24 protein-coding genes are annotated in these 25,660 nt (G+C 69.6%); 15 read left to right on the plus strand and 9 right to left on the minus strand.

The window, feature by feature from the left end; genetic code table 11:
• Positions 1-5 precede the first annotated feature (5 nt).
• Together glpK and GPZ80_RS01210 are read left to right on the plus strand one after the other, a co-directional pair.
• Positions 6-1,526, plus strand: coding sequence for a glycerol kinase GlpK (gene glpK / locus GPZ80_RS01205; protein WP_187217845.1), 1,521 nt, complete (start codon positions 6-8; stop codon positions 1,524-1,526).
• Between the two features lie 28 nt (positions 1,527-1,554).
• Positions 1,555-3,243: a glycerol-3-phosphate dehydrogenase/oxidase gene (locus tag GPZ80_RS01210; protein WP_187217846.1), complete on the plus strand. Its 1,689-nt coding sequence runs from the start codon at positions 1,555-1,557 to the stop codon at positions 3,241-3,243.
• 103 nt (positions 3,244-3,346) lie between these two features.
• Here GPZ80_RS01210 and pntB read toward each other — a convergent pair whose 3' ends face one another.
• Complete coding sequence (gene pntB / locus GPZ80_RS01215) at positions 3,347-4,768, minus strand: Re/Si-specific NAD(P)(+) transhydrogenase subunit beta (protein ID WP_187217847.1); 1,422 nt, start codon at positions 4,766-4,768, stop codon at positions 3,347-3,349.
• A gap of 11 nt (positions 4,769-4,779) precedes the next feature.
• Positions 4,780-6,306: a Re/Si-specific NAD(P)(+) transhydrogenase subunit alpha gene (locus GPZ80_RS01220; RefSeq protein WP_187217848.1), complete on the minus strand. Its 1,527-nt coding sequence runs from the start codon at positions 6,304-6,306 to the stop codon at positions 4,780-4,782.
• A 380-nt stretch (positions 6,307-6,686) separates the two neighbouring features.
• Here GPZ80_RS01220 and GPZ80_RS01225 point away from each other — a divergent pair, with 380 nt between their 5' ends.
• Positions 6,687-7,508 (plus strand): Asp23/Gls24 family envelope stress response protein, encoded by an 822-nt coding sequence (locus GPZ80_RS01225; protein WP_187217849.1) that lies wholly within the window; start codon positions 6,687-6,689, stop codon positions 7,506-7,508.
• A gap of 161 nt (positions 7,509-7,669) precedes the next feature.
• Positions 7,670-9,208: an LVIVD repeat-containing protein gene (locus tag GPZ80_RS01230; RefSeq protein ID WP_187217850.1), complete on the plus strand. Its 1,539-nt coding sequence runs from the start codon at positions 7,670-7,672 to the stop codon at positions 9,206-9,208.
• A 112-nt stretch (positions 9,209-9,320) separates the two neighbouring features.
• Here GPZ80_RS01230 and GPZ80_RS01235 read toward each other — a convergent pair whose 3' ends face one another.
• Together GPZ80_RS01235 and GPZ80_RS01240 are read right to left on the minus strand one after the other, a co-directional pair.
• Positions 9,321-9,602: a GlsB/YeaQ/YmgE family stress response membrane protein gene (locus GPZ80_RS01235; protein ID WP_187217851.1), complete on the minus strand. Its 282-nt coding sequence runs from the start codon at positions 9,600-9,602 to the stop codon at positions 9,321-9,323.
• A gap of 168 nt (positions 9,603-9,770) precedes the next feature.
• Positions 9,771-10,586: a class I SAM-dependent methyltransferase gene (locus tag GPZ80_RS01240; RefSeq protein WP_187217852.1), complete on the minus strand. Its 816-nt coding sequence runs from the start codon at positions 10,584-10,586 to the stop codon at positions 9,771-9,773.
• Positions 10,587-10,661: 75 nt separating this feature from the next.
• Between GPZ80_RS01240 and GPZ80_RS01245 the strand changes: the two genes are divergently transcribed.
• The 3 genes from GPZ80_RS01245 (at position 10,662) to GPZ80_RS01255 (ending at position 15,181) form a co-directional block, all read left to right on the plus strand.
• Entirely contained in the window at positions 10,662-11,093 is a 432-nt protein-coding gene (locus GPZ80_RS01245; protein WP_187217853.1) for a helix-turn-helix domain-containing protein, read from the plus strand.
• Between the two features lie 126 nt (positions 11,094-11,219).
• On the plus strand, positions 11,220-13,988 hold the full coding sequence (locus GPZ80_RS01250; protein WP_187217854.1) for an AAA domain-containing protein: 2,769 nt from the start codon (positions 11,220-11,222) through the stop codon (positions 13,986-13,988).
• A gap of 146 nt (positions 13,989-14,134) precedes the next feature.
• Positions 14,135-15,181, plus strand: coding sequence for a putative adhesin (locus GPZ80_RS01255; RefSeq protein WP_187217855.1), 1,047 nt, complete (start codon positions 14,135-14,137; stop codon positions 15,179-15,181).
• 51 nt (positions 15,182-15,232) lie between these two features.
• Here the strand turns inward: GPZ80_RS01255 and GPZ80_RS01260 are convergent, their stop codons facing one another.
• A complete protein-coding gene (locus GPZ80_RS01260) occupies positions 15,233-15,571 on the minus strand; it encodes a DUF4288 domain-containing protein (protein WP_187217856.1) in 339 nt (112 codons plus the stop codon).
• Between the two features lie 103 nt (positions 15,572-15,674).
• Between GPZ80_RS01260 and GPZ80_RS01265 the strand changes: the two genes are divergently transcribed.
• Positions 15,675-15,998: a GNAT family N-acetyltransferase gene (locus tag GPZ80_RS01265; RefSeq protein ID WP_187217857.1), complete on the plus strand. Its 324-nt coding sequence runs from the start codon at positions 15,675-15,677 to the stop codon at positions 15,996-15,998.
• 8 nt (positions 15,999-16,006) lie between these two features.
• Here GPZ80_RS01265 and GPZ80_RS32350 read toward each other — a convergent pair whose 3' ends face one another.
• Complete coding sequence (locus GPZ80_RS32350; RefSeq protein WP_246476629.1) at positions 16,007-16,435, minus strand: glycosyl hydrolase-related protein; 429 nt, start codon at positions 16,433-16,435, stop codon at positions 16,007-16,009.
• On the opposite strand from GPZ80_RS32350, the gene GPZ80_RS32355 reads away from it, so the two are divergent.
• On the plus strand, positions 16,410-16,712 hold the full coding sequence (locus tag GPZ80_RS32355; RefSeq protein WP_246476630.1) for a hypothetical protein: 303 nt from the start codon (positions 16,410-16,412) through the stop codon (positions 16,710-16,712). The two genes, GPZ80_RS32350 and GPZ80_RS32355, sit on opposite strands and share 26 nt — an antisense overlap.
• An 82-nt stretch (positions 16,713-16,794) precedes the next feature.
• On the opposite strand, the gene GPZ80_RS01275 is transcribed toward GPZ80_RS32355, so the two are convergent.
• Both GPZ80_RS01275 and GPZ80_RS01280 read right to left on the minus strand, forming a co-directional pair.
• Positions 16,795-17,082, minus strand: coding sequence for a PspA domain-containing protein (locus GPZ80_RS01275; RefSeq protein WP_187217859.1), 288 nt, complete (start codon positions 17,080-17,082; stop codon positions 16,795-16,797).
• A 276-nt stretch (positions 17,083-17,358) separates the two neighbouring features.
• The gene (locus tag GPZ80_RS01280; RefSeq protein ID WP_187217860.1) at positions 17,359-17,793 is read right to left on the minus strand and encodes a hypothetical protein; all 435 of its coding nucleotides are present in this window, start codon (positions 17,791-17,793) and stop codon (positions 17,359-17,361) included.
• 202 nt (positions 17,794-17,995) lie between these two features.
• Here GPZ80_RS01280 and GPZ80_RS01285 point away from each other — a divergent pair, with 202 nt between their 5' ends.
• The 5 genes from GPZ80_RS01285 (at position 17,996) to GPZ80_RS32360 (ending at position 24,432) form a co-directional block, all read left to right on the plus strand.
• Positions 17,996-20,308, plus strand: coding sequence for a WD40/YVTN/BNR-like repeat-containing protein (locus GPZ80_RS01285; protein ID WP_222718742.1), 2,313 nt, complete (start codon positions 17,996-17,998; stop codon positions 20,306-20,308).
• An 87-nt stretch (positions 20,309-20,395) separates the two neighbouring features.
• Positions 20,396-21,172: a carbohydrate ABC transporter permease gene (locus GPZ80_RS01290; protein WP_222718743.1), complete on the plus strand. Its 777-nt coding sequence runs from the start codon at positions 20,396-20,398 to the stop codon at positions 21,170-21,172.
• Positions 21,169-22,410, plus strand: coding sequence for an ABC transporter substrate-binding protein (locus tag GPZ80_RS01295; RefSeq protein WP_187217862.1), 1,242 nt, complete (start codon positions 21,169-21,171; stop codon positions 22,408-22,410). The genes GPZ80_RS01290 and GPZ80_RS01295 overlap by 4 nt, the downstream gene beginning before the upstream one ends.
• A complete protein-coding gene (locus GPZ80_RS01300; RefSeq protein WP_187217863.1) occupies positions 22,407-23,408 on the plus strand; it encodes an ABC transporter ATP-binding protein in 1,002 nt (333 codons plus the stop codon). The genes GPZ80_RS01295 and GPZ80_RS01300 overlap by 4 nt, the downstream gene beginning before the upstream one ends.
• Positions 23,409-23,481: 73 nt before the next feature.
• Positions 23,482-24,432, plus strand: a complete 951-nt coding sequence (locus GPZ80_RS32360; protein ID WP_222718744.1) for a carbohydrate ABC transporter permease — start codon at positions 23,482-23,484, stop codon at positions 24,430-24,432.
• Positions 24,433-24,543: 111 nt separating this feature from the next.
• On the opposite strand, the gene GPZ80_RS01310 is transcribed toward GPZ80_RS32360, so the two are convergent.
• Positions 24,544-24,798, minus strand: a complete 255-nt coding sequence (locus GPZ80_RS01310) for a hypothetical protein (protein ID WP_187217864.1) — start codon at positions 24,796-24,798, stop codon at positions 24,544-24,546.
• Positions 24,799-25,084: 286 nt separating this feature from the next.
• Here GPZ80_RS01310 and GPZ80_RS01315 point away from each other — a divergent pair, with 286 nt between their 5' ends.
• Positions 25,085-25,366, plus strand: a complete 282-nt coding sequence (locus GPZ80_RS01315; RefSeq protein WP_187217865.1) for a DUF4342 domain-containing protein — start codon at positions 25,085-25,087, stop codon at positions 25,364-25,366.
• Positions 25,367-25,660: the final 294 nt, after the last annotated feature.

Consider the following 25,660-nt stretch of genomic DNA (forward strand, 5'->3'; position numbering starts at 1 on the left):
CCTCGATGGCTGACTTCGTCGGAGCGATCGACCAGGGCACGACCAGCACCCGATTCATGGTGTTCGACCACGGCGGCAACGAGATCGCCCGCCACCAACTCGAACACGAGCAGATCCTGCCGCGCCCCGGCTGGGTCGAGCACAACCCCACCGAGATCTGGGAACGCACCCGCGCGGTCATCGAGTCCACGCTGAACAAGGCGAACCTGAGCGCGAGCGACCTCGCCGCGGTCGGCGTGACCAACCAGCGCGAGACGACCGTCGTGTGGAACCGCCGCACCGGCAGGCCCTACTGCAACGCGATCGTCTGGCAGGACACCCGCACCGACCGGATCGCCGCGGAACTCGACCGCGACGGGCGCGGCCAGGTGATCCGCCGCAAGGCCGGCCTCCCCCCGGCCACCTACTTCTCCGGCGGGAAGCTCAAGTGGATCCTGGAGAACGTGCCGGGCGTCGCCGAGGACGCCAAGCGCGGCGACGCCGTCTTCGGCACCATCGACACCTGGCTGCTGTGGAACCTGACCGGCGGCGTGGACGGCGGTGTGCACGTCACCGACCCGACCAACGCCAGCCGCACCATGCTCATGGACCTGGAGACCTGGGACTGGGACGACGAGTTGCTGTCGTTCTTCGATGTGCCGCGGGAGATGCTGCCGTTCATCCTGCCCTCCTCCAACCCGGAGCTGTACGGGATGACCCGCGCGAACGGCCCGTTCGGCGGCGAGGTGAAGCTCTCCGGGGACTTGGGCGACCAGCAGGCGGCGACCGTCGGCCAGGTGTGCTTCCGGCCGGGCGAGGCCAAGAACACCTACGGCACCGGCAACTTCCTTCTGCTCAACACCGGCCATGAGCTCGTCCGCTCGGAGCACGGCCTGCTCACCACCGTGTGCTACCAGTTCGGCGAGGACAAGCCGGTGTACGCGCTGGAGGGCTCCATCGCGGTGACCGGCTCGGCGGTGCAGTGGCTGCGCGACCAGCTAGGCATCATCTCCGGCGCCGAGCAGAGCGAATCCCTCGCGCGCCAAGTGGAGGACAACGGAGGGGTGTACTTCGTGCCCGCGTTCTCCGGTCTGTTCGCGCCCTACTGGCGCTCCGACGCCCGCGGCGCGATCGTCGGCCTGTCCCGGTACTCCACCAACGCGCACATCGCCCGGGCCACGCTGGAATCCATCTGTTACCAGACGCGCGACGTCGTGGAGGCCATGCAGGCCGACTCCGGGGTCACCCTCGACGTGCTGCGGGTCGACGGCGGCGTGACGGCCAACGAGCTGTGCATGCAGGTGCAGGCCGACTTGCTCGGCGTGCCCGTCTCGCGGCCGGTGGTGGCCGAGACGACCGCGCTGGGCGCGGCGTACGCGGCGGGCCTCGCGGTCGGATTCTGGCGCGACACAGCCGAACTTGAGCAGAACTGGCGCGAGGACGTGCGCTGGCAGCCGACCATGGACGAGGAGCAGCGCGAACGTGGTTACACGCAGTGGAAGAAAGCCGTCACCCGGACCCTCGACTGGGTCGACATCGACGACTGACCGGCCACGGGGAAGCGAAGGAGACACAGTGTCCACACGATTGGACCCGGCATACCGCGCCGCGGCGCTGCGCGGCATCGACGAGACCGAGTTCGACGTGCTCGTCATCGGCGGGGGAGTGGTGGGCGCGGGCGCGGCCCTCGACGCAGCGTCGCGCGGCCTGCGCGTCGCGCTGGTCGAGGCCAGGGACTGGGCGGCGGGCACGTCGAGCCGGTCGAGCAAGCTGATCCACGGCGGCCTGCGCTACCTGGAACAGCGGGACTTCAGTCTGGTCCGGGAGGCGCTCAAGGAACGGCGCCTGCTGCTTCACCGGCTCGCGCCGCACCTGGTCCGCCCGGTGCCGTTCCTGTTCCCGCTGACGCGCGGGGCCTGGGAACGGGCCTACGTCGGGGCGGGCGTGCTGCTCTACGACACGATGGGCGGGGCGCGGGCGCTGCCGTGGCACAAGCACCTCTCCCGCAAGCAGGCGCTTCGACTGGCGCCGTCGCTGAAACCGGAGGCGCTCACTGGCGCCATCCGCTACTACGACGCCCAAGTCGACGACGCGCGGCACACCATGATGATCGCCCGCACGGCCGCGCGGCACGGAGCGACCGTTCTCAGCCGCACCAAGGTGATCGGTCTGCTGCGCGACGGTGCGCGGGTCCTCGGCGCCCGGGTGCGCGACGTCGAGTCCGGTCTGGAGCACGAGATCCGCGCCCGCCGGGTGATCAGCGCGATCGGCGTGTGGACCGACGAAGTGCACGCCATGACGGGCGTGCCCGCTCCCTTCCAGGTGCGCATGTCCAAGGGCGTCCACCTGCTCGTGCCCCGCGACCGCATCGACCTGGACACCGGGCTGATCGCCCCCACCGAGAAGAGCGTCCTGTTCGTCATCCCGTGGGGCAGGCACTGGATCATCGGCACCACCGACACCGAATGGCAGCTTGACCGCGACCACCCGGCCGCCAGCCGGTCCGATGTGGACTATCTGCTCGAGCATGTGAACTCGGTGCTGCGCACGCCGCTGACGGCCGAGGACGTCGACGGGGTGTACGCCGGGCTCCGGCCGCTGCTGGCGGGGGAGTCGAAGGAAACGGCCAAGCTGTCACGTGAACACGCCGTCGCCGAACCCGTGCCGGGGTTGTTCGTGATCGCGGGCGGGAAGTACACCACCTACCGCGTGATGGCGGCCGACGTGGTGAACGCGGCCGTGCACGGCCTGGGCCGAGCCGTTCCGCCATCACTGACCGAGCGCCTGCCGGTCGTCGGCGCGATCGGATACCACGAGATGTGGGAGGACCGCGCGGGCATCGCCCGGCGCACCGGGCTCGCACTATCCACTGTGGAGCATCTGCTGGGCAGGTACGGATCGGCGATCGACGACCTGATCGAGCTGATCGGGCAAGACCCGGACCTGGCCGATCCGATCCCCGGCGCCGAGGACTACCTCCGGGCCGAAGCCGTGTACGCGGTCACCCACGAGGGAGCGCTGCACCTCGACGACATCCTCACCCGGCGCACCCGAGTCTCGATCGAGACTCCGGACCGCGGGCTCGCCGCCGCCGCGGACATCGCTCGGCTCGTCGCCGCGCACCTCGGGTGGGATTCGGCCACCGAAGGTGAGGAAGTCCGCCTGTACCACGAAAGGGTGTGCGCCGAGCGCGCCGCGCAGGACTCCGTCGACGACGCGTCCGCCAACGCGGCCCGCATCGGCGCGCCGGAGCCTGCCTGCTGATCAACGCGTTCCGGGGGCGCGACCCCGACGACCATTGTCTGATCACGGACGAAGCCGCACCCCCCGAAGGGGATGCGGCTTCGTCCGACCGCTTGGCTTGTCCTCAGAGGGCCACGAGGATGTCGTCGACCCGGTCCTTGGCGTCACCGAACAGCATCGCCGAGTTCTCGCGGAAGAACAGCGGGTTCTGCACCCCGGCGTATCCCGAGGCCATGGACCGCTTGAACACGATCACGTTGTCGGCCTCCCAGACCTTGAGCACCGGCATCCCGGCGATCGGGCTGGCCGGATCGTCCGCCGCGGACGGGTTGACGGTGTCGTTGGCGCCGATCACGAGGACGACGGCGGTGTCGTCGAAGTCGTCGTTGATCTCGTCCATCTCGAGCACGATGTCGTAGGGCACCTTGGCCTCGGCCAGCAGCACGTTCATGTGCCCGGGCAGCCGACCCGCGACGGGGTGGATGCCGAAGCGGACATCGACGCCCTTCTCCCGCAGTTTGCGGGTCAGCTCGGCCACGCCGTACTGCGCCTGCGCCACCGCCATGCCGTAGCCAGGGGTGATGATCACCGTGTCGGCCGACGAGAGCATCTCGGCCACGCCCTGCGCGGTGACCTCCCGGTACTCGCCGTAGTCGACATCGGCACCGGCCGCGGTGTTCTCCAGCCCGAAGCCGCCCGCGATCACGGAGATGAACGACCGGTTCATCGCGCGACACATGATGTAGGACAGGTACGCACCCGACGAGCCGACGAGTGCGCCGGTGATGATCAGCAGGTCGTTCTCGAGCAGGAAGCCCGACGCGGCCGCCGCCCAGCCGGAGTAGCTGTTCAGCATCGACACCACGACCGGCATGTCGCCGCCGCCGATGGAGGCCACCAGGTGCCAGCCGAGCAGCAGGGCGACCACGGTGACCACGACCAGCAGCCACAGCCGCGGGTCGATCACGAACCAGACGGTCAGGGCGGCGAACACGACCAGGGCGCCCAGGTTGAGGACGTTCTTGCCGGGCAGCATCAGCGGGTTGGACTTGATGCGGGCGGACAGCTTGAGGTACGCCACGATCGAGCCGGTCAGGGTCACCGCGCCGATGAAGACGCCGATGAACACCTCGGCGTGGTGAATGCCCAGCGTGTCCGCGGCCGCCAGCGCCGCGGCCTCGGGGCCGTCGAGGTGGCGTTCGACGTGCAGGTAGCCGTTCCAGCCGACCAGCACCGCGGCCAGACCCACGAAGCTGTGCAGCAGCGCGATCAGCTCGGGCATCCCGGTCATCTCGACCTTGCGGGCCCGGTACAGCCCGATGGCCGCGCCGATCACTGTCGCGCCGATCAGCAGGCCCAGACCGATGCCCTCGATGCCGCGGTTAGTGGCGAGCGCGATCGTGGCCGCGAGCGCGACCACCATGCCCGCCATGCCGAACGCGTTGCCCGCCTTGGCGGTCTCGTGCTTGGACAGCCCGGCCAGGGCCAGGATGAAGAGCAGGGCGGCGACGATGTACGCGGCCTGCGCGGAGATCTCGATGGTCATCTGTCAGCCCCTCAGCTTCGCGAGAACATGGCGAGCATGCGTCGGGTGACCGCGAAGCCACCGAAGACGTTGATGCTGGCGAACAGGATCGCGACGGCCGACAGCACGGTGATCGCCGTGTCGCCCTGCCCGATCTGGAGCAGGGCGCCGACCACGATGATCCCGGAGATCGCGTTGGTGACCGACATCAGCGGCGTGTGCAGCGCGTGGTGCACGTGCCCGATCACGTAGTAGCCGATCACGATCGCCAGCGCGAACACCGTGAGGTGGCCCTGCAGGGCCTGCGGCGAGAGAGCCGCGAGCAGGAACAGCAGGGCGGCGGCGACGCCGACGACCACGAAGCGGCGGCTCGGGGGCGGGGGAGCCTTGACCTGTGGCGCCTTCGCCGGAGCCGTTGGCGTGGCGGCCGCGGGAGCGGCGGACACCTGCACCGGCGGGGGCGGCCAGGCCAGCTCGCCTGCCTTGACGACGGTCATCGAGCGCTGCACGACGTCGTCGCAGTCCAGGACCAGCTCGCCGTCCTTGCCGGGCGTCATCAGCTTCATCAGGTTGACCAGGTTGGTGCCATAGAGCTGTGACGCCTGCGCGGGCAGGCGCCCGGCCAGGTCGGTGTAGCCGATGATCGTCACGCCGTTGTCGGTGAGGGTGGCCTCGCCGGGCACGACACCCTCGACGTTGCCCCCGTTGGCGGCGGCCATGTCGACGATCACGCTGCCGGACTTCATCGAGGCGACCATCTCGGCGGTGATCAGCGTCGGCGCGGGACGCCCCGGGATCAACGCCGTGGTGATGATGATGTCGACGTCCTCGCACTGCGCCGCGTACAGCGCGGCGGCCCTGGCGTTGTAGTCGTCCGACATCTCCTTGGCGTACCCCGTCGCGGAGACCTCGACATCGGGCGCCTCGACCGCCAGGTACTCGCCGCCCAGCGACTTGACCTGGTCGGCGACCTCGGGGCGCGGGTCGGTGGCGCGCACGATCGCGCCCAGGGAGCCCGCGGCGCCGATCGCGGCCAGTCCCGCGACACCTGCGCCCGCGACCAGCACCTTCGCCGGCGGAACCTTGCCCGCCGCGGTCACTTGACCGGTGAAGAACCGGCCGAACACGTGCGCGGCCTCCACCACGGCCCGGTAGCCCGCGATGTTCGCCATCGAGGACAGCACGTCGAGCGACTGCGCCCGCGAGATCCGGGGCACCGCGTCCATCGACAGCGCCGTGATCGGTCGCTTGGCCAGGTCTTCGACCAGGACAGGGTTGAGCCCGGGGCTGAGCAGGCTGATCAGCGTCGCGCCCGGCGTCAACGCGTCCAGCTGCTCGGTCGACGGCGCGTTCACCCCGAAGACGATGTCGGCGGCGAGCGCCGTGCCGATCACCGCGCCCTGCTCGACGTACGCGTCATCGGGGAAGCTCGACGCCGCGCCCGCACCGGGCTCCACGACCACCTCGTAGCCGAGCTTGCGCAGCTGCGCCACCGTCACCGGTGTGGCCGCCACCCGCGTCTCGCCGGGCCGAGCCTCTTTGAGAACACCTATCTTCATGCGTGAGTTCCTTCGACTTTGTCGTCAACGTCCACCGAGCGCATGGTTAGCAAGGGCAGCAGCGTACGGCGTACCGAGTCGTCAGAGGAGGATCTGGCCTGGTGATATTCGTCGCTACTGGCCAGTAGGTAGGCCGAGGGTGGTCGAACGGCGTGAAGTCGAGGCGTCCGGTTGAACTCTTGGCGAACGTGTCGCGTCGGCTCGCCGTCGACGGGACCGTCGTCGACCGGAGAAGCCCGGTCTCGGGCTGAACATGGTTGGGACACAAGGGAATCACGAAGCCTGGACAAGTTGATCAGAACCTCGGGTGTGCCCCTATCATGGCGCGGTCTGCGCGCCCCCTCGAACTCGCCGCTCCCGGAAAAGGGGAAACCACAACCATGTCCGACGTCATCAACAGCATTTTCGGCCGCCCCAAGTACGACGCTCCCAGGACCGGCGACCACGCCGGCGCCTCGACCTCCGGCCGGTCCGCCATCGACCCCGGTTATGTGGCCGTCACCGACGAAACCGTTGACACCACAGCGATCGAGGGCGAGTTGACCGACTCCCCGGTCGAGACCGACTCGGCCCAGACCGACGTCGAGTCCGCGGACACCGAGGCCGCCGAAGGCGACGAGGCCGTGGCCGACACGGACGCCGACGAAGACGGGCAAGGCGTCGCTACGGACGGTGACGACGACGGTGACGACGACGGTGACGGTGACGACGACGACCGGGCCGCCGACGACGATGGTGACGCTGACCTGGCTGAATACGACCTGGCTGACGACGACGTGGCTGAGCGGGACGAAGTCGAGCCCATCGCCGTCGAGTCCGATGACGCGCCGGTGGCGGCCGCCACCGTGGCCGAGGAGGACCACAGCGACGTAGTCGAGCCGGTCACGGCCGAGGCGCGGCCCGCGGCGGGCGCGCGCGGCAGCACCACGGTGGGCGACGGGGTGGTCACCAAGATCGTGAACTTGGTGGCCCGCAAAGCCGAAGGTGTGCACGACCTTGGCGATGAGGGCATCTCGGTCGAGGTCGACGGCGACGTCGCCACGATCAAGGTGACGCTGGTGGTCGAGTTCGGCCACGCGGTCAATCCGGTGGCCGAGCAGGTCCGGGTCAACGTGGTCGAGGCCGTCGAGCAGTTCCTCGGCCTTGACGTCGCGGTCGTGGATGTCCACGTCACCGACATCCACATCCCGGACGCGGGCTGACCGACCTGGACGAGGCTCGGTCTTGGGTGTGCGGCGCCCAAGACCGAGCACGACCTTGATCGTCCACATGACATCGTCACTCGTGGCCGGTTCCGGCGTTGTACGCAGTGTCCCGACCTCCGTGCCGGGGCATGGCAGCCCTCGAACTGGAGGTACCACCTGTGTCGTTCGGAAACCGTCGGGGCCGCGCGCTGATCCGCGCCGCCTCCGTCGTCGCGCTCTCGGCCGGGCTCGCGCTCACCGCGACGACCCCGGCCCTCGCCCATGATCCCGAACACGGCGACAAGCCCGCGTCCGCGAAGGTCAAGCGGGAGCAGTACACCGCGGGTGTCTCGGTCCCGCTCGTCTCGACGCCGAATATCCGCCACGTCGCGAACTTTCCGGAAACAGCCGCGATCTCCGGGGTGTTCGCCAAGAGCGCACCCTACTTCTATGTGTCCTCTTTGGACTCGGTAAGCGTCTTCGACGTCTCCGACCCGTTGCGGCCCACGCTGACCGGCACGCTGCCGAACCTGCTGTTCGAGAACGAGGCGATGAACTACGGCGAGATCAGGCGTGGCGACCGCGTCGAGCGGTTCCTGCTGCTCGGCGTCGACCTCTACCAAGCGTCGCCAGGCGACATCTCGCACGTCAACGCCGGTGGCGGCGAAGTCGTCGTGGTGGACGTGACCGACCCGGCGAACCCGCGGATCCGCTCCCGCGTGGCCGCGCCGACCAGCACCCACACCGTCGCGTGCGTGCGCGAGACCGACTGCCGCTACGCCTACACCGCGGGCGACACGGGGGAGGCGTCGATCATCGACCTGGCCGACCTCGACGCGCCCACGCTCGCCGTGGACCGGTTCCCCAGTCCCGCCGCGGGCCCGAACCCGGTGTTCAGGTCCGGGTCCGGCCACAAGTGGAACTTCGACAACGCCGGGTACGGCGTCCACACCGGCAGCGGCGGCACGGCCATCTTCGACGTGCGCGACCCGGCGAAGCCCGCGCTGGTCACGACGACCGGCGCCGACGGCGTGGCGGCGGGCTGGAACGACTTCATCCACCACAACTCCGACCGCCCCAACGCCGACCGCTTCACCCCGGGAAGCGCGCCCAGCGTCGCGAACGGCAACGTCATCCTCGTGACCGAGGAGGACTACGAGAACACCGACTGTGCCACCGCCGGGTCGTTCCAGACCTGGCACGTGGAGACGCTCGACGGCACGCCGAGCGCGATCAAGAAGCTCGACAAGATCAACCCGGTCGACCTCGGCGAGGGGGTGGCGACTCCGAACATGGCGTTCTGCTCGGCGCACTGGTTCGACTATCACTCCAGCGGCATCGTGGCGGCGGGCTTCTACGAGGCGGGCCTGCGGCTGCTCGACGTGCGGGACCCGCTTGACATCAAGGAGTACGGCTACTTCGCCTCTGGCCTGTCCGAGGTGTGGGACGCGTACTGGGTGCCGGAGCGGACCAAGAGCGGTGTGGCCACCGGCAAGAAGACCAACATCGTCTACACCGCCGACCTGGTCCGCGGCCTGGACGTGTTCACCGTCGCCCTGCCCGGCGCCGCGCCCGCGCCGGGTCCGCTGCCGGTGGTCACCGCGGCCATGTCGACGCCGGTGAACGCGACCTTCCCCGGCGGGCAGCTCGCGGCGGTGCTCGGGCTGGTCACGCTGATCGCGGGTGGCCTGCTGCACCGGCGCCGCCGGACCGCCTGATGTGACGGCGGCTGGGGAGCCGAATGGCCTCCCGGCCGCCCTGGTCTGTTCTGAACGAGCCGGGTGCGGCGGCGATGTCCGCCGCCGCACCCGGCTCCAAAGATGCGCCTGGTCAGCGCCGGAGGCCGCGCCGCCGCCCGTACGCCTGCGAGATCAGGGCCACGCCCGCCATCGCGACGAGCACCTGCACCAGCAGTTCCATCCAGTCGACCCCCGAAGTGGTGGTCGGGATGCCGATAGCCCGGGCCAGGGCCGTGCCCAGCAGTGCCGCGATGATGCCGACGACGATCGTCAGCCAGATCGGGATGTTCTGCTTGCCCGGCAGAATCATCCGGGCGATGACGCCGATGACGAGACCGATGATGATCGCGGTGATGAATCCGGTGACGGTCACAGGTCCTCCAAGTTGGCTCTACGAGCCTTTCTGTACCCAGTTGTCGACCTTGTCAAACCGGGTCGGGGCTGGATCACCACGCTATCGTGACGGGTCGGCGGAGCCTGACCACGCGAGTCTTCGAAACGGTATCGATGCGCACCCGGCCGCCGCTGTCCCAGGCGACGATCAGGCGGTCGCGGTGACCAGCCAGCACGCCGCGGTGAACCGGACCTCCTCGCCATGCACGAACGGGGCGAAGGCGGGACGGACGGCGCTCACCACCGCCTCGCGCGTCGACGCGTCCTCTGCGCTCAGTGCCATCCCCACCAAGCCCAGCCGGGTGAAGTAGCCGACGAGTTCGGACTCCGGGAACACGCACTCGGCGTCCACCGCCCGCAGAGCCGGGTCGCGCCAGCCCGCCTCAGCGAGGATGCGTTCGACCTTGCCGGGGTCGGCGAAGGCGAACTGCCCGGGTCCGTCCGGGTCGCGGGCGGGCAGGTCGGGAAGCAGCGGCGCCGCGGCGGTCTCGGCGACGGTCATGAAGGGGTTCTCCGTGATGTCCCGCCACACGATCAGCCGCAACGCGGCGTCGTCGGCCGCGGCCCGTCGGAGGTTGGCGAACGCCGCGGTCGGGTCGGCGAAGAACATCACGCCGAAGCGCGACGCCACGGCGTCGAAGGTGCCCGGCTCGAACTCGTGCGACCCGGCGTCGGCGGTGAGGAACCGCGCGTCGACACCCGAGCGCTCGGCCCGTGCCCGGGCCGCGGCCACCATCGTCTCGGAGATGTCGACCCCGACGCACTCGGCCCCGCCGCGGGCGATCGCGACCGTCGTCCCACCGGTCCCGCAGCCGACGTCGAGCACACGCATGCCGGCGGCGACCTCCTTGGCCAGCAGGTCCTCCAGCGGTCGGAACAGGCCGTCCAGCAGCGCCTGCGCCTCGACCCAGGCGTTGCCCGCGGTGCCGTTCCACCGGTCGCGCTGTTCGTCTTCGAGCTTCATGTGCCCATTCTCCCCTTGATCGTCATCACCGGTCGGCGCTAGCGTCCTACTTGAAGCCGACTTAAAGTCAAGATCATGCTCGATATCGGTGAGGTGGTGCGGCGCACCGGCGTCCCGGCCTCCACTCTGCGCTATTACGAGGAGAAGGGCCTGCTCGCCGCGAGCGGCCGACATGGTCTGCGCCGCCAGTACGACGATGGCGTGGTCGGCAGGCTCGCCCTGATCGCGATGGGCCGCGCGGCGGGCTTCTCCCTCGACGAGATCGCGGGCATGTTCGCCTCCGACGGCACACCCCGCATCGACCGCGGGCTGCTCACCACCAAGGCCGACGAACTCGACGCGACCATCACCAGCCTCACCGCCCTACGCGACTCCCTTCGCCACGCCGCCGCCTGCCCCGCGCCCAGCCACCTGGCCTGCCCCACCTTCCGCCGCCTCCTGGCCAAGGTCACTTGGAACCAGCAGCCAACCGGGAAACCACGTCGATCGGCACCTGTCCGGATGTGACAAAAGTGTCCGGGATGTGGCGGGAATTCGGCACGTAACCCAGGTTCGACGATCCAGCACAGTGTGTCCGTGTGCTCACCGTAAGCGACCTATGATGTTGATCAAGTCGCACCTTGGGGGGTACGCGTGATCGATGCGCGCCGCGAAGCGGTGATCATTCGTGATGGGGCAACGTTCAAAGACAAGACCGCGGAGATCTCGCGGTACGAGGTCCAGGCCGGGAGCGGGACGGTCCAAATCGTCTTCAAGCCGGGCTCGAAGCCCTACCCGTACGGCCCGCAGCGGGTGCGGATTCTCCGTGCGACCGCACCGGTCCGGCTCGATGCGGGCGCCAGGGTCGAGGTCGCCGGGGCGGTGTGGGAAAGCGCGACCGAGATCGTGACCTTCGTCGGTCCTCCGGGCGAGGGCGCGTGGTCGCGGATCTTCTACCGACGGGCCGGAGGCGAGGCGTACCGCACCTACCCCGCCGCCCAGGTCCGGGTGCTCGCCTCGGCGACCCAGGGGCGGGCGGCCGCGGAGGTGCTGCGCTACTTTCGGGCCATCGTGGCCAGGCTTCCCGCGGACGACCCCTTGAAGTTGGCGTACGACAAGCTCGGCTTCGTCCATCCGGACAGCGCCTTGGGCGCGTTCCTGGCGGGCGCGCCGATCGAACAGCGAGACCGGTCCGCGCCGCCGATCTTCCCGTTCCGCTGCAACCTCAGCCAACGGGCGGCGGTGGAGAACGGCCTCACCCGCTCTGTCTCGGTGATCGAGGGCCCACCGGGCACGGGCAAGACCGAGACCATCCTGAACCTGATCGCCAACATCATCGCCGGTGAAGGCAAAACCGTGGGCGTGGTGTCGTTCAGCAACACCGCCGTGGACAACGTCCGGGACAAGCTCGACGAGCTGGGGTTCGGGCACGTGATCGCCAATCTCGGCCGGAAGGAAAAGTGCGAGGAGTTCTTCGCCGGGCAGGCGGTCCGCAACGCCCGGGTCGGCGCGGTGGTGAAGTCCGCCCCGCCCATGCCTGACCTGGACCTGCTGGCACGCCTGGACCAGCGGCTGACCCAGTTGCAGCACGCCGAGCGCGCCCGCGCCGAACTGCGCCAGGAACTCGACGCCCACCGACTCGAACTGCGGCACTTCGAGCGGCACCTGCCCCAGGAGCACCTGCCCGACCTGACCGGACTTCCACTCCTGCGGCGCTCCGCCGAGCGGATTGTCGAGTACCTGGCCGAGAGCGAGGTGGAACACGGGGGCGTCCGCCCTGGCCTGCTGGGGCGGGTCCGCAAGTACTTCAAATACGGGTCGCTGCGCGGGCTCGACGCCGGTGACACCAATGTGGTGCTCCGTCTGCAACGGGCGTACTACGACAAGAAGATCGCCGAGCTGGAGGACCAGTTGCGGCGAACCGAGGACGAGTTGCGTCGGGCCGACTTCGACCGGTTGGCGGCGGAACACCAAGGGCTGGCAGTCCAGGTGCTGAGCGCCCACCTCGGCACTCGGTATAGGGGCTCGCGAACGCTGTATCAGCAGGACACGTACCGAAGGGGCGACACGTTCGCGAAGTTCCTGCGGGACTACCCGGTGGTGCTGAGCACCTGTCACTCGCTGCGGAACGGGATCCCCGAAGGGCATCTGCTCGACTACCTCATCATCGACGAGGCGTCACAGGTCAACCTGCCGGTCGCCGCGCTGGCGATGTCCATGTGCCGCAACCTCATCGTGGTCGGCGACCAAAAGCAGCTCCCGCCGATCCCATTCGACGAGTCGGCCGACCTCGCCCCGCCCGCGCCCGCCTACGACTGCCGAAAGTACAGCATCCTCTCGTCGTTGGGGGAAGGGCACGGCGAAGGACTCCCGCGTGCGCTGCTGCGCGAGCACTACCGGTGCGACCCCGCCATCATCGGCTTCTGCAACAAGAAGTTCTACGACGGCGACCTGATCCCGTACACCACGCCAGGCGTACAGCGGCCGATGATCGTCGTGCGCACAGTCGAGGGCAACCACATGCGAAGGCACACCGGCGGCGGCCGGTCCAACCAGCGTGAAGTGGACGTCATCGCCCTGGAGGTGGTCCGGGAGCACTGCCTGGGTGCCGCCGACGCGGACATCAGCGTGATCACGCCCTACCGGATCCAGGCCGACAAGGTGGGCATCGCGATCGACGGCGTCGACGCCGACACTGTCCACAAGTACCAGGGCAGGCAGAAGAAAGTCGTGGTGCTGAGCACGGTTCTGGACGAGACCTGGCCCGGACAAACCGGTCTGCGCTTCGTCGACGACCCGCAGATGGTCAATGTGGCGGTATCCCGGGCGGTCCGGAGATTCGTCCTGGTGACCAACCACGACCTGCTGCCGCGAAGCCGCCACATCCGAGACCTGGTCGGCTATATCAGCTACCACGATCCCGACCACGAGGTTGTGACCAGCACCGTGATCTCGGTGTTCGACCTGCTCTACAGCGCCTTCTCGGCCCGGCTGCGCCCATTGGCGGCCCGCCTGAGGAACAAGCTGAAGTACCCATCGGAGGACATCATCTATACCGTCTTGCAGGACATTCTTGCCGAGCAGCGGTACGCGCACCTGGCAGTGTGTTCGCATGTCCTGCTGAAGAACCTGCTTGCTGACACGAACAGGCTGACGCAGGCACAGGCGGCCTTCGTGGGCAACCGGGCCTCGATCGATTTCGTCGTCTACAACAGGATCACCAACCTGCCCCTGCTGGCCGTCGAGGTGGACGGGTTCGCTTTCCACGAGAACAACCCGGCCCAACTCGCGCGAGACGCATTGAAGGACGAGATCCTCCGCACCTACCAGCTTCCGCTGCTGCGTCTGCCCACCACCGGAAGCGACGAGGAACGCCGGATCCGCCAAGCATTGGACGCCGCCGACGTTCGCCCGGCCCAGTGAGGATTCACGACCGCCGCTCGGTGACGCCTCCGCGCCCACGCGCCGGTCAGGCCCAGGGGAGCGTCCACCCGGGCAACCACCGTTACGTCGGGCAGGCGGCAGGCGATGATCAACGGTCGGGACAGCTACTCGGTTGGAGGACCGCGATGGTGGGCGTTGTGATCGGGCACGGGTCGTTCGGTGGGCCGGAGACAGTCGTGGTGCCCGCGGGGCTGACGCTGCACTTCTTCGCCGACGAGGGGACCTCGATGGTGATGGTCAACCTCCTTGAACTGCTCGGCCAGGACAACCCCAGAATCCCCATGCACGTCGCGAAGCCGGGCCTGGCGGTGCCCAACTACCAGTACGAACCCTTCAAGGACCACGAGCTGCGGGCGATCACCGCGCTCAACAAGTACCCCGCGCCGCAGATCGTGGTCGGAGCCAAGGAGACGCCTAACACCCTGATGCTGTGCGCGAACGTCAAGAGCTGCCCGAAGGACGGTCCGCACACCTGTGACGGCGTGCTCGGCCGCGCCGCCAAGGCGAAGTGGAACTACCTCATGGTTCTGTCCTGCCGGTTCGACCGGCGGGCGAACCTGGACCCGACTCTGGATCTGATGGGCCCGCACGGCAGGCGGGACCGGTCGGTGCACCGGGGGCTGGTCGACTGGGTCCAGACGTTCGTCGGGTTGACCGCGGCGCGGCAGGACGCGATGTGGTCGGGGCTGGCGCCGAACGAGCGGCTCCGATTGATCGCCTCCGACGACGAGGTGCGCGAGTGGGACGAGTGCCGGGCCGTCCGCGTCACGCTCGCCGCCGCCGGGGATCCCGCGAAAGCCGCCGCCACAGCGTCCGCCGTGGTCAAGATCCGACTGATGCGCGACTACCCGCGGCATCGCGCCGCCGTCCGCGCCGGACTTCACCCGGACCCGTCCGACGCACACGACATCGCGGCATTCCTGCCCCTGTCGTTTGACGACAAGGTCGACTGGTGGGAGAGCCTGTCGCCCGAGGAGATGGCCCGGTGGATGGTGAATCAGGACGTCACCCACTGGGCAGCCGGGTTCAACGCCTGCGACCTGTTCCGCTACGGCCTGCGCGGTGACCACCTCCTGGGAATGCTGCGCAAGCTCGAACCGGAGGCCCTGGCGGTGGCCAAGACCGAGGTGGCGTTGACCAGCCACCTCGCCGCGAACGCCACGCAGATCTAGCGGCGCCTGCCCTCGACGCGGACCTGACCCGAGGCGGCCCCAGGGGACCGGTCAGTCCTTTTCCGACAGCAGCGGTTCGAACGCGCGGTAGGCGTCGAAGTCGGTGAAGTGCCGGGAGTAGAGGTCGCCGCCGCGGGTCAGGTCCGCGTCGAGAGCGGGCGCCACATCGAGCACCCGCTTCACCGACAAGGTGATCACCTCGCCGCGCTCGTTGGTGTGGCTGCCCGCCTCACCCTCGGCCCGTGCCCGGACCAGCTCACGCGCCTCGTCCTCGGTGCGCGCGTGGACAAGGACGAAGTCCTCCCGGTAGAGCGTTTGGTAGTCGGGGGAGTCGCAGGTCGATTCGTAGAGAACGACGGCGACGAACGGCTTCTCGGTGGCCATGGTCATGCTCTATCACGAATTTCGGGGTCCCACCCATCAGGGGACCCAAATTTGGCCGTTCCGGTGATACTCGGTCGAAAGTCAGTCCTTCGGCAGCTTCCGCTGTGACGTGGCAGCACGTCGCCGCGCGGGACGCTTCGGTTACGGTGTCAGCATCGGCCGCGACCACCAGCGGCGCGGCTACGCCGCCGAGGCGATCATCTTGCTGTTGACCTACATGTTCGGCGAGCGCCGATGCCACAAGTGCGAAGTCAGCGTCGATGCCTTCAACGAAGCCTCGATCGCGTTGCACACGAAGATCGGGTTTCACACCGAAGGATGGCTGCGTGACTACGGATTCTCCGCGGGACGCCACCACGACGTCATCGTGATGGGAATGACCATCACTGAGTTCGTGGCTGGGCACGCGTTTGCCGAGCGCAGGCAGCCGTGAGGCGGTGGTCAGCGGGTGCCGTCCTCCACGGTCTTCGACGCACGGGCCAGACGTAGGGTGACGAGCTCGAAAGGTCGCAGCCGCAGGCGCACACCGGTGCCGTCCGGGTCGCACGCCTGCCCGTCGAGCGGTCGTTCGAGCAGGTCGCACCTCTGGGCGCCCGTGAGGGCGAAGCGGGAGTCGAGGCGGACCTCCGCTCGCCCGCCAAGTGACTCGTAGCAGCGGACCACGACGTCGCCGGAGGCATCGTCGGCGAGTTTGACCGCGCTCATGACGACCGCTTCGTTGTGCACAGTCACCAGGGGTGCCACGTCGGAGCTGCCCGGCACGCCTCGTTCGGGGACATTGATTCCGTAGCCCTCGCGGACCGCGTGGCCGATGGTCGCGCCGGGGATGAGGGCATGCTGGGGCGTGATCTGGTGGTCCTCGCACGACATCGACCGCGGACTGCTGGACTTCCCCGAACGGGAGTACCACCTGGGCCTGTTCACCGTCGACCACCGGCCCAAACCGGCGGCGCCGGCGCTGGCCGACCATCTTCGCGCCGGGGCCACACCGACACCTCGACCGGCGACCGACCTGCCGTGCCCGATCGACCTGCGAACCGAACCGCACCGACGGGCGGAAGTGGCGCCAGGCAGCCGGTTCCACGCCGAATGGGTGCGCCTGCGCGAGAACGGCCCCGTGCGCATCTCGCACTCCACCGGATCCTGATGGCGCCGCTGTCGAACCCCACCAGAGGTCGAGCGGACCTAGGGCGGCTGGCAAACACCGTGCGGACGGTCCCGATACCCGATCAGTCGAGGCCCATCGAGCGACGGATCTCGGCGAGCTTGGCCCGGCCCGCTTCCTCGCGCTCGGCCTGCTGCTCGTCGATGGACTTCGCCTCGGGCCCGGCGCTCGCCAGTTCGACCGAGCCGCCGGAGGTGTTCACGCGGGCCTCGATCCGGTCGCGCACGTAGTCGAAGCTGGGGACCCCGCTCTCGGAGTAGTCCGCGGGCAGCACGACCGGGGGAGCGGCGGTCGGGTCGTCGACGACCTCGGCGTCCACCACCTCGGAGTCATCACCCTGGGCGCCGGTCATCGGCCGCTCCCTCCACTCGGTGTCAGCTCTCACCTTGACCATAGCCTCGGATCCACCCGGCTGGCAGGCGCTGATCAGCGGCCCCCGCGCCCGCGCGCGTCCGCGGCACCCGGCGCCGCTCGGACGGTGGGCTGAGCATCGTGGGGCCGGACTGGTCGGTGGACTTCGACGCCCGCTGCCGATCGACCGGACTTGGATCCTGCCCATGGGCTCGGAACGCGTCGATTCCGGTTCACTTCCGGCGGGCCTGCGTCCTGCTCCGCCGCGAAGGGGCCGCTACGTCGTCGGCGGGGGCGTGGATTCGGGGTCGATGAGGACGAGGTCGATGTCCCACCGGCCCTCGCAGTCGCCGCGCCGCACCAGGGCCTGGCCCGCCGCGTACGACCCGGAGGTGAAGAAGACCTCCGCCTCGAACCCCTCGTTGTCCATCCCAGCCGGTCGGTAGCCCGCGGCGGTCACCGCGTCCTGGATGAGCACGGTGACCTCGTCGATGGGCTTGGTCGTGACCGCCCGCACCGTGACGTGCCCCTGCGTGCTCACGACGTGAGTCACCGTGCCGACCCGCTCGAAGGAGAGCCCGGCAGGCAGGAGCGCGGTCTCCGCCGGGGGAGCCGGGGTCGGGGCCGGGCAGCCCGCGTCACCTTCGGACCCAGCCGAGCACCCGGCCGCGACCAGCGCCACCGTCCACACCAGTCCCAGCGCGCGCACCATGCCGACCACTCTAGGCAAAACTCGCAAATCGCGGGCCTATCATCCCACCTTCTCGGTGTACGGTGACCTCCGCCACGCCTTCCACCTCCGCGGCCAGAAGCCGCGGGAGGGGTGGTCGGCGCGGCGGAGTGGGCGCGAGGGCGCGCCCCACTTGACCCTGGAGGCATGCGTGGCCTTACGCAGAAAGACCCACGTTCCGATCTTGGCCGCGACGGCCCTCACGGCGCTGTTGGGCGCCAGTGCCGTCTCGGTCCCCCGGTCCGAGAGCCCGGAGCAAACCCACACCGCCACGGCCGACCCGGTCGGCGCCGAGGAGTGGATGTACCTCCAACGCGCCAACGCCGACGGCTCCATCCCGGACGCCGCGGTCAACGAGGCGATCGCGCAGTCCAAGAAGATGGGCGAGGCGGCCATGGGCTCGCCGAGCACCGCCCAGGTGTGGACGGGGCTGGGACCGAGCAACATCGGCGGCCGGATCCGTGACATCGCCGCCGACCCCACCACCAAGGACGTGGCCTACATCGCCACCGGCACCGGCGGCCTGTGGCGCACGGCCGACGGCGGCGCGACCTTCACCACCGCGTGGGACGACCTGCTGCCCCAGTCGATGGGCGCGGTCGCGGTCGACTCCAAGGGAACCGTCTGGGCGGGCACCGGCGAGCCCGACCACGGCGGCGGCTCGGCGTACTACGGCAAGGGCGTCTACAAGTCGACCGACGATGGCGCGACCTGGGTCAACATGGGCCTGAAGGACGGCGACACGGTCGGCCAGATCGTCATCGACCCGCGCGACGACAACCGCGTCTTCGTCGCCGTCATGGGCGCGCTGCACGACACCGCGCCGACCCGCGGCCTGTTCATGACCGAGAACGGCGGGACCACCTGGACCCGCGTGATCGTCCCGAACAGCGCCTCCACCGGCGCGATCGACGTCAGCGTCAACAAGTCGAACCCCGACATCATGCTCGCCACCACTTGGGACAAGATCCGTGACGAGAAGTCGCGCATCTACGGCAAGCACTCCTACGTCTACCGCTCCACCGACGCCGGCCGCACGTGGACGAACGTCCACCAGGCGCCGCTGCCGCAGAGCGCGGACATCGTCGGCCAGCCGACGACCGCGACCTACGTCGGCCGCATGGGCGTCGACTTCAGCGACAGCGACCCCAACCGCGCCTACCTGATCTCCAGCGCGGCCGGTGGCAACTTCAACGGCTTCTTCACCAGCACCGACGCGGGCGCCACCTGGGTCCCGGTCGGACCCACCTCCGGCGGCACCCTGCAGAGCATCAGCGGTGGGTTCGCCTGGTGGTTCGGCCGCGTCTACGTCGACCCGACCAACCCGCTGCACGTCTTCGTCGCGGGCGTCAGCCTCGCCGAGAGCCTCGACGGCGGCCTCACCTGGACGACGTCGCAGACCCCACACGCCGACCAGCACGGCCTCGAGTGGGACCCGTTCACCCCGGGCAAGGTGTTCCTCGGCAACGACGGCGGCTTCTACCGGTCGACCCAGAACGGCGCAGCGCGCGGCCTGTGGTCCAAGACCCCGCACCTGCCGGTGACGCAGTTCTACGCGATGGACGTCTCGGTCCAGGACGGCAAGCGGCTCAACGCAGGCTCGCAGGACAACGGCTCCCTGAAGTCGTGGGCGGCGGACAACACGGTCAACGGCGACTGGTTCAACTTCGTCGGCGGCGACGGGATGATGAACCGCATCGACCCGACGAACGACCGCAAGTACTACGGCTGTTTCCAGAACGGCGGCTGCCGAGGGTTCGTCGACGGCGCGGGCTTCGTCATGACGATCCCCGGTGCGCGCAAGAACTGGGTGGCCCCGCTTGAGTTCGGCGCCGACCCGCGCATCATGTTCGGCGCGAGCGAGTACGTCAGCCGGATCAACACCGACGCCGGTCAGCGCGTGTGGCAGCGGATCAGCCCGGACCTCACCGAGGGCACCGAGCCCCGCGCTCCCGGCTTCGGCACCGTCACCGCGCTCGGCACGACGGCCGCTGACCCGAACCTGGTCTACGCGGGCACCGACAGCGGCCTGATGTGGGTCAGCCGCAACGCGATGGCCGCACCCGACCAGGTGACCTGGGAGAAGATCACCAGCCCGGTGTTCCCGGGCCGTTGGGTCACCCGCGTCACCGTCGACCCGCAGGACCCGGAGGTCGCGTGGGCCAGCTTCTCCGGCTGGCGCTCCGGAAACCCGTACCCGCACCTCGTCATGACCACCGACGGCGGCCGGACCTGGAACGACATCGTCGGCCGGGGCGTGCCGCAGGCGCCGATCAACGACGTCATCCGACACCCGTCGAAGAAGAGTTGGCTCTTCATCGCCACCGACGTCGGCGTCTTCCGCACGACCAACCTCGGCCGCACGTGGGTCAAGGTCGGGGCGAACCTCCCGCTCGTTCCGATCAACGACATCGACCTGCCCGCGGGCAGCGAGACGCTCTACGCGGCGACCTACGGTCGCAGCATCTGGACGACCTCGCTCGCCGACGCTTCGTGAGGCCGGTCGAGTCCTGAGTAGACAGCTTTGAGCGGACAGCGCGAGAACCGATCACCCCGGCGGCCTACCTCTTGGTGGACCGTCGGGGTGATCGCGCTGTCCGTGGTGTTCCTCGCACCGCTGATCGTGATGGTGCTGGGGTCTGTGCAGCGGCCGCTGCAGCCGCCTCCAGACGGACTCGACCTGTGGCCCGACCCGGCGCAGTGGTCGAACTACCTGGCCGTGTCGCGCTTCATACCGCTCGCCCGGCTGTTGCTGAATTCGCTGCTGCTCGTCGTCGTCGCGGTCCCGGTCACCGTTGTCGTCACCTCGATGGCCGGGCTCGCGATCGTCACCGCTCGCGGCGGGCTCCGGCGCGGGCTCATCGGCGTGTCGGTGTTCATGCTGCTCGTACCCGCCGCCGCGCTCTGGGTGCCGCGGGTCGTGCTGCTGCGCGGCGTGGGCCTCGCGGACACGCCGCTCACGGTGGCCCTGCTCGCGCTCGCGGGCACCACCCCGTTCTATGTGCTGCTGTTCGCGCTCGCTTACTCGCGCATCCCCGTGTCGCTGCTCGAAGCGGCCACGCTCGAAGGGCTGAGCCCTTACGCGGTGTGGCGTCGGATCGCGCTGCCGCTGGGCCGTCCGGCGGCGGTGGCGGTCGCCGCACTGTCCACTTTGTACTATTGGTCGACGTTCATGGATCCACTGACCTTGGTGTCGTCGCCGGGAAACTGGCCGGTGGCACTGGGCCTGCGAAGTCTCAGTGAGATGGAGGCTGCTCTGTACCCGATCTACCTTGCCGGCGCGGTCATCGTGACGGCCCCCGCGCTGCTCGCGTTCGCCATCGGCCAGCGGTCCTTCTTCTCCGCGGTGGAACGCTCATGAAAGCGCGGCGACTGCTCGCGGCGGTGGCACTGTTCGGCCTGGTCGGCTGCGCGACGCAACCGGCCGAGAGCGCGGGTGCTCCGATCAGGCTCCAGGTCAGGGCCGATCCGGAGGAGGCGGCGGTCTACCGCAGCCTGATCTCCGCGTACAAGGACGCAGGCGGAGGTGACGTCGAGCTGGTGACTGTCGGTCGCGAGGACCACCTGACCCGGCTCTCGACCGCCTTCGCGTCGGGGGACGCGCCGGACGTGTTCCTCATCAACTACCGGGACTACCCCCCGTTCGTGCAGCGCGGAGCCGTGCGGCCCATCGGCCCCCTGCTCGAGCAGGAGGGTATCTCCACTTCGGACTACTACGAGCAGCCGCTGCGCGCGTTCACCTATCAGGACGCGCTGCAGTGCATGCCGCAGAACATCTCTTCCCTGGTCGTCTACTGGAACCGGGCGTTGTTCAAGCAGGCAGGCGTCGCGCCGCCCGCGGCGGGCTGGACTTGGGACGAGTTCGTGCGCACGGCCCAGGCGTTGACGACCGGCTCGGTGAAGGGTGTCGGCATCGACCCGTCGATCACCCGGATGGCGCCGTTCATCTGGAGCCGCGGCGGCGCCATCGTCGACGACGAGAATGCCCCGACCCGCACGACCCTGCACGAGCCCGGCGCCCGGGCGGCGCTGCGGGCCGTCGTCGACCTCATCGCCACCGGGGCGACACCGACCAAGGACCAACTCGCCGCGCAGCGACTCGACGAGCAGTTCATGACCGGGAAGGTGGCGATGTTCCTGAGCTCGCGGGTCGAAGTGCCCGCGCTGCGGGAACAGCGCGGCCTCGACTTCGACGTCGCCGCCCTGCCCGTGATGGGCGCACCCGCGTCGGTGCTGCACACCGATGCCTACTGCGTGGCGAGCACGTCGAAGAACCCCAAGGCGGCGGCGATGTTCATCGCCTACGCCGTGGGGCGGCAGGGCCAGACCGTCACCGCCCTGGGCGGGCGCACGGTGCCGTCGCTGCGCTCGGTCGCGACCTCGCCCGCGTTCCTCAGCCCCGCCCGGCCACCCGCGTCGTCGCGGGTGTTCCTCGACGCCATCCCGCACCTGCGGCACACGCCGGTGACGCCGTCGTGGCCGGAGGTCGAGGACGTGATCGGCACCCAGCTGCAGCGGGCGTTCGAGGACGGGGTCCCACTCGACGAGGTCCTCGCCGAGATCCAGAAGCAGGCCGACCCACTCCTGCGGCGCCGATGAGCCTGCGGATTCTCGGCGCCCACAAGGTCTTCCACGCCCGCGGGGCGCGGGTGACCGCCCTCGGCGGGATTGACCTGGAGGCCAGGGACGGTGAGCTGCTCGTCATCGTCGGGCCGTCCGGGTCGGGCAAGTCCACCCTCCTGCGCGCCGTCGCCGGCCTGGAACCGCTCGACGCGGGGCGGATCCTGATCGGTGACCGCGACGTCACCGGTGTGCCCGCGGGCAGGCGGGACGTCGCGATGGTGTTCCAAGAGGCCGCGCTGTTCCCCCACCTCAGCGTCGCCGCGAACATCGGCATCGGCGAACGCGCCCGCGGCTCCGACCGCCGTGCCGTCGAGGCCCGGGTCCGTTCGGTGGCCGAGACGCTCGCCGTCGACCATCTCCTGGGTCGGATGCCGGGCGAGCTGAGCGGTGGGGAGCGGCAGCGGGTGGCGCTCGCCCGGGTCATGATCCGTGTCCCGGCGGTGTGCCTGCTCGACGAGCCCCTGGCGTCAGTGGACGCGGAACTGCGGCTGCGCATGCGCGGCGAGATCCGCACGGTGCAGCGGTCGCTGGGCGTGCCGATGGTGCACGTCACCCACGACCAGGTGGAAGCCATGGCGATGGGTGACCGGGTAGCCGTCATGGACGCGGGTCGAGTCCTGCAGTGCGACACCCCCGCCGAGGTCTACGCCCGCCCCGCGACGATGGCGGTGGCCCGGATCTTCGGCCCGCTCCCGATGAACCTCCTGCCAGTCGATGAGGGAACGGTCGTGGGCCTGCGCCCCGAACGCGTGCGGGTGTGCCTGCCCGAGGCGGGCGGCCGAGCCGGTTCGGTGGTCGAGGTGGAACCCGCGGGGGAGGAGTGCCTCGTGCGAGTCAAACCCGACGACGCGAACACCGACCTGCTCGCCCGCCTGCCGTGGTCCGACGCCCCGACGGTCGGGGACCGAGTCACGGTGAGTTGGCGCCCGCAGGACGAACACCACTTCAACGCCACAACAGGCGAACGCCGATGACCGAGAGACTCCGAACCGAAAGCGCCGACGACGGCACACCCACCGGTCACCCACGCCGACCCGGGGCGTGGCGGTGAAGCGGCACGTGGCGGCGGTCGGGCCGCACAAGGGCACCGCCCCGACCGCCGCCTCCCGCGGCCGCGGCGTGGGCGCGGCGATCCGGCGATGGCCCCTCGCCGTCCCCTACCTCCTCGGGTCCCTCCTCCTCGTCATCGTTCCCCTCGCCCTGGCCGCCGCCCTCGCCTTCACCGACTACTTCGGCTTTCGGCCCCCGGAGTTCACCGGCGCCGACAACCTCGTCCGCCTGGCGGGCGACCGCGCGTTCTGGGACGCGGTCGGCGTCAGCGCGGTCATCGCCGTGATCGTGGTGCCGCTGCGGCTGTTCCTCGCGGTCGGCGCGGCGTTGCTGTTGGCCCGGCCGCGTGGCGCGCGGACGGCTGTCGGCCGGGCCGCCGCCTACCTGCCGTCCGCGATCCCGGACGCGGCGTGGGCGTTGCTGTGGCTGTGGATCCTCAACCCGCTCTACGGCCCGCTGCCCGCTGTCCTCGGCGCGCTCGGCGTCGCGGACCCTGGGTTTCTCACGACGCCTTGGGGCGCGCGCGCCGGGCTGGTGCTGGTCATGGCCTTGCAGGTGGGGGAGGCCTTCATCGTCGCTCTGGCCGCGCGGGCGGCGATCCCCAACCGGCTCTACGAGGCCATCGAACTCGAAGGCGGCTCCGCCTGGTTCGCGATGACCCGGGTGACGCTGCCGCTCATGGCACCCATCGTTCTCGTCCTCGCGGTCCGCGACATCGTCGTGGTCGTGCAGAACGCGTTTGTGCCCGCGATGCTCGTGACCGACGGCGGCCCGGCGAACGCGACCCTCACCGCGCCGCTGCTGATCTACCGCCGGGCCTTCGAGTACGGCGAACTCGGCTACGCGAGCACCCTGTCGGTCACCCTGCTCGTGCTCACCGGCGTCGCGGCGGCCCTCCCGCTGTGGCTCGCCGCGCGCCTCGCCGCCCGTCAGCGAACCCGCGCCTGATCATCCGACACGACTACGGATACATCGAAACCGCCGAGTTGTCTGGCGACCGTCACCATCTCCGGGACGAAGCCGCACCCCCCGGGACCCCGAAGGGCCCGGGTCGAGGCGTCATGGCGCGTCGTAGCCGATCGTGTGGTCGCCCGACCCCGAGCAGGCGTGCACTCGGTATCGGTAGTACCCGGCGGAACCGGTGTAGGTGAGCGTTTCGTCTGCTCCCGACGTCGTTCCCTGGGCCACGTTCGTCCAGGCGGTGCCGTTCCACCGCTGCAGGTGCAGGTCGAAGTCGACGCCGGGGCCGTCGAGGCAGGCGCGGTGGACTCCCGCCTGGCTCTGGAAAGTAGCCGCCGTCCGGCTGGTGTTCACTGGCGGCCGCCGCGAGCGACCCGGAGCGGTGCGTCTGGTAACCCGCGCACCCTCCGGTCTCCCCGCGCACGGCCAGCTGGAACGTCGCGGTGGCTTCCCTTGCCGGTGAGCGGTCGAGCGCACCGGCGGAGATCTGGGTCGGTGCCCGCATCTGGCGTGAGAGCCACCCCGGACGGTCGGCAGGGGCGAATCAGGGGGATGCCCGGGGAAACCCTGATGGTGCGCCGTCGCGGAACGGGCAGCATGGGGTTGTCAGGGGATCTTTTCCGCAGTACGAGGAGAGTTCATGAACGAGAGTAAGCCCGAGGCGACCCGCGCCGCCGTCGATTCCGTGGTCGACGCTGTTCGGGGGCTGTTCCACGAGGGCATCAACCGCCGGGTGGTCGTCCGTGACAGTGACGACGACGTAGTGCTGGACGTGCCGTTGGCCGTCGGCGTGGTGGCCGCGTTGGCCGCGCCGGTGGCGACGACGATCGGAGCCGGGGTGGCGCTGGTCGGCAAGTGCGGAATCAAGGTCGAGAACCGCGAAGCGCAGGCCTCACCGCCCGCGGTGGTCGACGCCGAGTGATCAGCCGCGGGTGAGGAGACCGGGTCTTCGGGGTCTGGAGCGCTGCAGGAGCCCCAGCCGTTCGGCGTGCGTCGCGGTGTTCGAGACAGGCGGGTGCCTGCGCACCCGGCCCCGAGACACGGTCGAGTCTCCCACCCGCACTGGGCCATCCGCGGCGCGGCTGGGGCTTTCCCCTCACCCTTCACCACCGACGCTGAGGGCGGCCAATACGATCAAGGTATGACTCTGCGGGCGGTTGTCGCCGACGACAACGCATTCGTCCGGTTCGCCGTGACGCGACCGACGGCGGTGTCG

This window comes from Actinokineospora xionganensis, assembly GCF_014323725.1.
In the GTDB taxonomy this organism is placed as follows: domain Bacteria; phylum Actinomycetota; class Actinomycetes; order Mycobacteriales; family Pseudonocardiaceae; genus Actinokineospora; species Actinokineospora xionganensis.